The sequence below is a fragment of the Acidovorax sp. HMWF018 genome, assembly GCF_003061035.1.
GTDB classification, from domain to species: Bacteria; Pseudomonadota; Gammaproteobacteria; order Burkholderiales; family Burkholderiaceae_C; genus Acidovorax; species Acidovorax delafieldii.
In genome coordinates this window covers 1-4,266 of sequence record NZ_QAIM01000519.1, presented here as the reverse complement: position 1 = coordinate 4,266, position 4,266 = coordinate 1, and the positions used below count along the sequence as shown (strand labels likewise).

The 4,266-nt window shown below is 67.2% G+C and carries 5 protein-coding genes; all 5 read right to left on the bottom strand.

Annotated features, from left to right (window positions below; all coding sequences use genetic code 11):
• Positions 1 to 163: 163 nt before the first annotated feature.
• Complete coding sequence (locus DBR23_RS22130) at positions 164 to 1,165, bottom strand: aldo/keto reductase (RefSeq protein WP_017404468.1); 1,002 nt, start codon at positions 1,163 to 1,165, stop codon at positions 164 to 166.
• A gap of 78 nt (positions 1,166 to 1,243) precedes the next feature.
• On the bottom strand, positions 1,244 to 2,203 hold the full coding sequence (locus DBR23_RS22125) for a Gfo/Idh/MocA family oxidoreductase (RefSeq protein WP_059400363.1): 960 nt from the start codon (positions 2,201 to 2,203) through the stop codon (positions 1,244 to 1,246).
• Positions 2,204 to 2,243: 40 nt separating this feature from the next.
• Positions 2,244 to 3,116 carry a class III extradiol dioxygenase subunit beta gene (locus tag DBR23_RS22120; protein ID WP_059400364.1) on the bottom strand — a complete coding sequence of 291 codons (873 nt, stop codon included), beginning with the start codon at positions 3,114 to 3,116 and terminating at the stop codon, positions 2,244 to 2,246.
• Position 3,117: 1 nt separating this feature from the next.
• A complete protein-coding gene (gene ligA, locus DBR23_RS22115) occupies positions 3,118 to 3,567 on the bottom strand; it encodes a protocatechuate 4,5-dioxygenase subunit alpha (protein WP_059400365.1) in 450 nt (149 codons plus the stop codon).
• Between the two features lie 12 nt (positions 3,568 to 3,579).
• The coding region (locus DBR23_RS22110) for an amidohydrolase family protein (RefSeq protein WP_108499595.1) at positions 3,580 to 4,266 on the bottom strand (687 nt) is incomplete at its 5' end.

The window sequence follows — 4,266 nt, the reverse complement described above, 5'->3', positions numbered from 1 at the left end:
CACCCTGACGCGGTCCGGGGCGCGGCCCGACCGCCGGAGGAGGGCGGGGTGAACCTCACAACCTCGCGCCTGGGCATTCCTGCCCTCGCACCGTGTGGAACCGGCAGCAGGGCGCCCGCAACACCGCGAAGGCGGGCTCGCGGACGCCAGGGGCCTTCGCGGTTCAGAAGGCTTCGGTGTCGACCTCGTTCGCGCTCTGCGCGCTGTAGCGCTGGCCGACCACGGTAAGTTCGTTGATCAGAACGTTCAGCCGCTCGATCACCGCGGCGTGCAGCCGCATGTTGGCGGCGCCCAGGTCGTCCAGCAGGTGTTCCACGCTCGTGGTGCCGGGAATGGGGACGATGTGGCCGCCCTGGTGCAGCAGCCAGGCCAGGGCCAGCTGTGCCGGGGTGCAGCCCGCGTCCCGCGCGATCCTGCGGTAGCCGTCCAGCAGCTTCAGGTTGGCCGCGTAGGCCTCGGGCGCGAAGCGCGGCATGGCGCGGCGGATGTCCTTCTCGTGGAGCGCACCCACGTCCACGAGTTCGCCGCAGAGGAAGCCGCGCGCCAGGGGACTGAAGGCAACGAAGGCCGCGCCCAGCTCGCGGCACGCGTCGAGCACCGCGATCTCCGGGTTGCGCGTCCACAGCGAGTACTCGGTCTGCACGGCGGCGACGGGGTGCACGGCGTGCGCGCGGTGCAATGTGGCGGCGGAGACCTCCGACAGGCCGATGGCCCGCACCTTGCCTGCCGCGACCAGCCGCGACAGCTCGCCCACCGAGTCCTCGATGGGCACCTGCTTGTCCCAGCGGTGCAGGTAGTACAGGTCGATCACGTCGGTGCCCAGGCGGCGCAGGCTGTCCTCGCAGTTGCTGCGCAGCGTGGCGGGGCGGCCGTCGATCACGCGGCGCGTCACGCCGTCCTCGCCCTTCACGCCGGCCATGCCGCCCTTGCTGCACAGGGTGATGCGCTGGCGATGGGGCCGGAGGACGCGGCCCACCAACTCCTCGTTGGCACCGAAGCCGTACAGCGCCGCCGTGTCGAACAGCGTCACGCCGGCATCCAGCGCCGCCAGCAGCACGCGCTCACCCGTGTCGGCGGAGACGGGCGCGCCGTAGGCGTGCGAGAGGTTCATGCAGCCCAGACCGATGGCGCTGACTTCGAATGGGCCGAGGGTGCGTGTCTGCATTGCGCTTCTCCCAGGAAGAACGCCCGCGGCGCTTGCCGTGCAGGCAGTGGAAACGATACAGTGCCAAATGGCGCGGACTCAGTTGAGTTGCCGTTCCAGGCCGTTCAGCACCTGGTAGCACGGCAGGACCTGTGCCACGCTGGCATTGGGCTCCCGGCCTTCCTTGATCGCGGCGAAGAACTCGCGGTCCTGCAGCTCGATGCCGTTCATGCTCACGTCGACCTGGCTCACGTCCACCGGCGTCTCGGGGCCCTTGCTGTGCGACTGCACCAGGTCGTCGTAGCGCGCGATGTAGGTGGCGGTGTCGCCGATGTAGCGGAAGAAGGTGCCCAGCGGGCCGTCGTTGTTGAACGAGAGGCTGAGCGTGCAGATGGCGCCGTTGGCTGCCTGCAGCTGGATGCTCATGTCCATCGCGATGCCCAGCTCCTTGTGAATCGGGCCCTGGATCGCGTTGGCCTTCACGATCGGGCTGCCGGCCTGGTAGGCGAACAGGTCCACGGTGTGGGCGGCGTGGTGCCACAGCAGGTGGTCGGTCCAGCTGCGCGGCTGGCCCAGCGCGTTCATGTTGGTGCGGCGGAAGAAGAACGTCTGCACATCCATCTGCTGGATATTGAACTCGCCCGCCTTGATCTTCTTGTGCACGTACTGGTGGCTGGGGTTGAAGCGGCGGGTGTGGCCGCACATGGCGACGAGGCCGGTCTGCTTCTGCAGGGCGGCGACCTTCTCGCCGTCGGCCAGCACGTCGCACAGCGGGATCTCGACCTGCACGTGCTTGCCGGCTTCCAGGCAGGCGATGGACTGGCTGGCATGCATCTGCGTGGGGGTGCAGAGGATCACCGCGTCCACTTCCTTGATGGCCAGGCTGTCTTCGAGCTTGGTGGTCACGTGCTGGATGCCATACTTGTCGGCCACTTCCCGGGTCTTGGCCAGGTCGCGGCTGACGAGGGAGACGACTTCGACACCGTCGATGTTCTTGATGCCGTCCAGGTGCTTGATGCCGAAGGCGCCGGCGCCGGCCAGGGCTACTTTGATGGTCATGGTGGGGGTCCTTTACGGGTTGATTCGAAATCAGCCAGCCTCAGGCGGGCTGATTCTCCAGGATCAGGTGGCCCACCGCGGTGTTGCTGGCGGGCACATGGAAGAAGCGGTACACCACCTTGGGCGCAGGTCCGCCAGCGACGTCGGCCATGGCGCCGCGGGCGATGAGCCACATCACCAGCTCGATGCCTTCGCTGCCGGCCTCGCGCACGTATTCGATGTGCGGCACCTTGGCCAGCTCGGCGGGCTCGGCGATGAGGCGGTCCAGGAACCGGTTGTCCCAGTCCTTGTTGATGAGGCCGGCGCGCGGGCCCTGCAGCTGGTGGCTCATGCCGCCCGTGCCCCAGATCTGCACGTTGAGGTCTTCGTCGAACGACTCGATGGCCTTGCGGATCGCCTTGCCCAGCTGGAAGCAGCGGTTGCCCGAGGGCACGGGGTACTGCACCACGTTGACGGCGAACGGGATGACCTTGCAGGGCCAGCGATAGTCGGACTGGGGGGGCTGACCGAACATCAGCGACAGCGGCACGGTGAGGCCGTGGTCCACGTCCATCTTGTTGACGATGGTGAGGTCGAAGTCGTCCTGGATGACGGACTGCGCGATGTGCGCCGCCAGCGCCGGATGGCCGTGGACGGCGGGCACAGGGCGCGGGCCCCAGCCTTCGTCGGCGGGCTGGTACTCGGCGGCCGTACCGATGGCGAAGGTCGGGATCATGTCCAGGCTGAACGCGGTGGCGTGGTCGTTGAAGACCAGGAACACCACGTCGGGCTTCTGGGCCTTTTCCCATTCCTTGGAGAAGTCGTAGCCCGCGAACAGCGGCTGCCAGTACGGTTCCTGGGTCTTGCCCAGATCGATGGCGGCGCCGATGGCGGGCACGTGGGAGGTGTAGACGGATGCGGTGATCTTGGCCATGTCAGTTGCTGCCCGTGGTTTTATGGCCGGCCTTGCCTTGGGGTTGGTGTTGCGGCTGGGCGTCGCCGTCCTCGCCGAGAAAACGGTTGCCCTCCGGGGAGCGGCCGCCACCGACCATCATGTTGCGGTATTCCTCCTCGGTCATGCCGGTCATGCTGCCGGCCATCTGCTGGAAGCTCTTGCCGTCGGTGGCGCCGATCTTGGCCAGGAAGTAGATGTTGCCGCCCGTGCGCATGCACCAGTTGAGGTCGCGGGCCAGCACGGCCTGCTTCTGTTCCTCGGTCATGGCCCATTCGTCGAGGTAGGCGCGCTCGTCGGCCTTGAAGCGCTCGCGGTTCTCTGCCTTCATCAGCGACATGCAGAACTGGTTGAGCCAGTAGCCTTTGCGGGACTGCTCGGCATCGAAGATGATGGTGCCGGGCACGTCGAGGTAGGGTTTGTCGAGGGACATGGCGCGCTCTCCTTACTTCGCCTCTTCGGGCCAATACAGGCGCATGGGGTTGTCCACGAGCAGCTTCTTTTGCAGCTCGGCCGTGGGCGCGATGTGGGGGATGAAGTCCACCAGCAGGCCGTCGTCGGGCATGTGGTCCTTGAGGTTGGGGTGCGGCCAGTCGGTGCCCCAGAGCACGCGGTCGGGGAACTCCTCCACCACCTTTCGCGCGAACGGCACCACGTCCTGGTAGGCCGCCTGCTCGCCGTTGAGCGCCTTCGGCCCGGTGACCGACAGGCGCTCGGGGCAACTGACCTTGCTCCACACGTTGGGGTGCTGGCGCATGAACTTCAGGAACAGCTCGAACTCGGGCCCATCGATGGGCTTGGTCACGTCGGGCCGGCCCATGTGGTCCACCACCACGGTGGTAGGCAAGGCCGTGAAGAAATCCCACAGCTCGGGCAGGTCCACCGCCTCGAAGTAGATCACCACATGCCAGCCGAGCTTGGCGATGCGGCCGGCGATCTCCAGCAGCTCGTCCTTGGGCGTGAAGTCCACCAGGCGCTTGACGAAGTTGAAGCGCACGCCGCGCACACCGGCGGCGTGCAGGGCCTGCAATTCTTCATCGGTCACCGAGCGCTTGACCGTGGCCACGCCGCGCGCCTTGCCACCGCTGGACAGGCAGGCATCGACCATGGCGCGGTTGTCGGCGCCGTGGCA

Excerpts from the sequence above, each read along its gene's own strand:
- ligA (WP_059400365.1), bottom strand. The coding sequence starts at position 3,567 with ATGTCCCTCGACAAACCCTACCTCGACGTGCCCGGCACCATCATCTTC.
- DBR23_RS22130 (WP_017404468.1), bottom strand. The coding sequence starts at position 1,165 with ATGCAGACACGCACCCTCGGCCCATTCGAAGTCAGCGCCATCGGTCTG.
- DBR23_RS22120 (WP_059400364.1), bottom strand. The coding sequence starts at position 3,116 with ATGGCCAAGATCACCGCATCCGTCTACACCTCCCACGTGCCCGCCATC.
- DBR23_RS22125 (WP_059400363.1), bottom strand. The coding sequence starts at position 2,203 with ATGACCATCAAAGTAGCCCTGGCCGGCGCCGGCGCCTTCGGCATCAAG.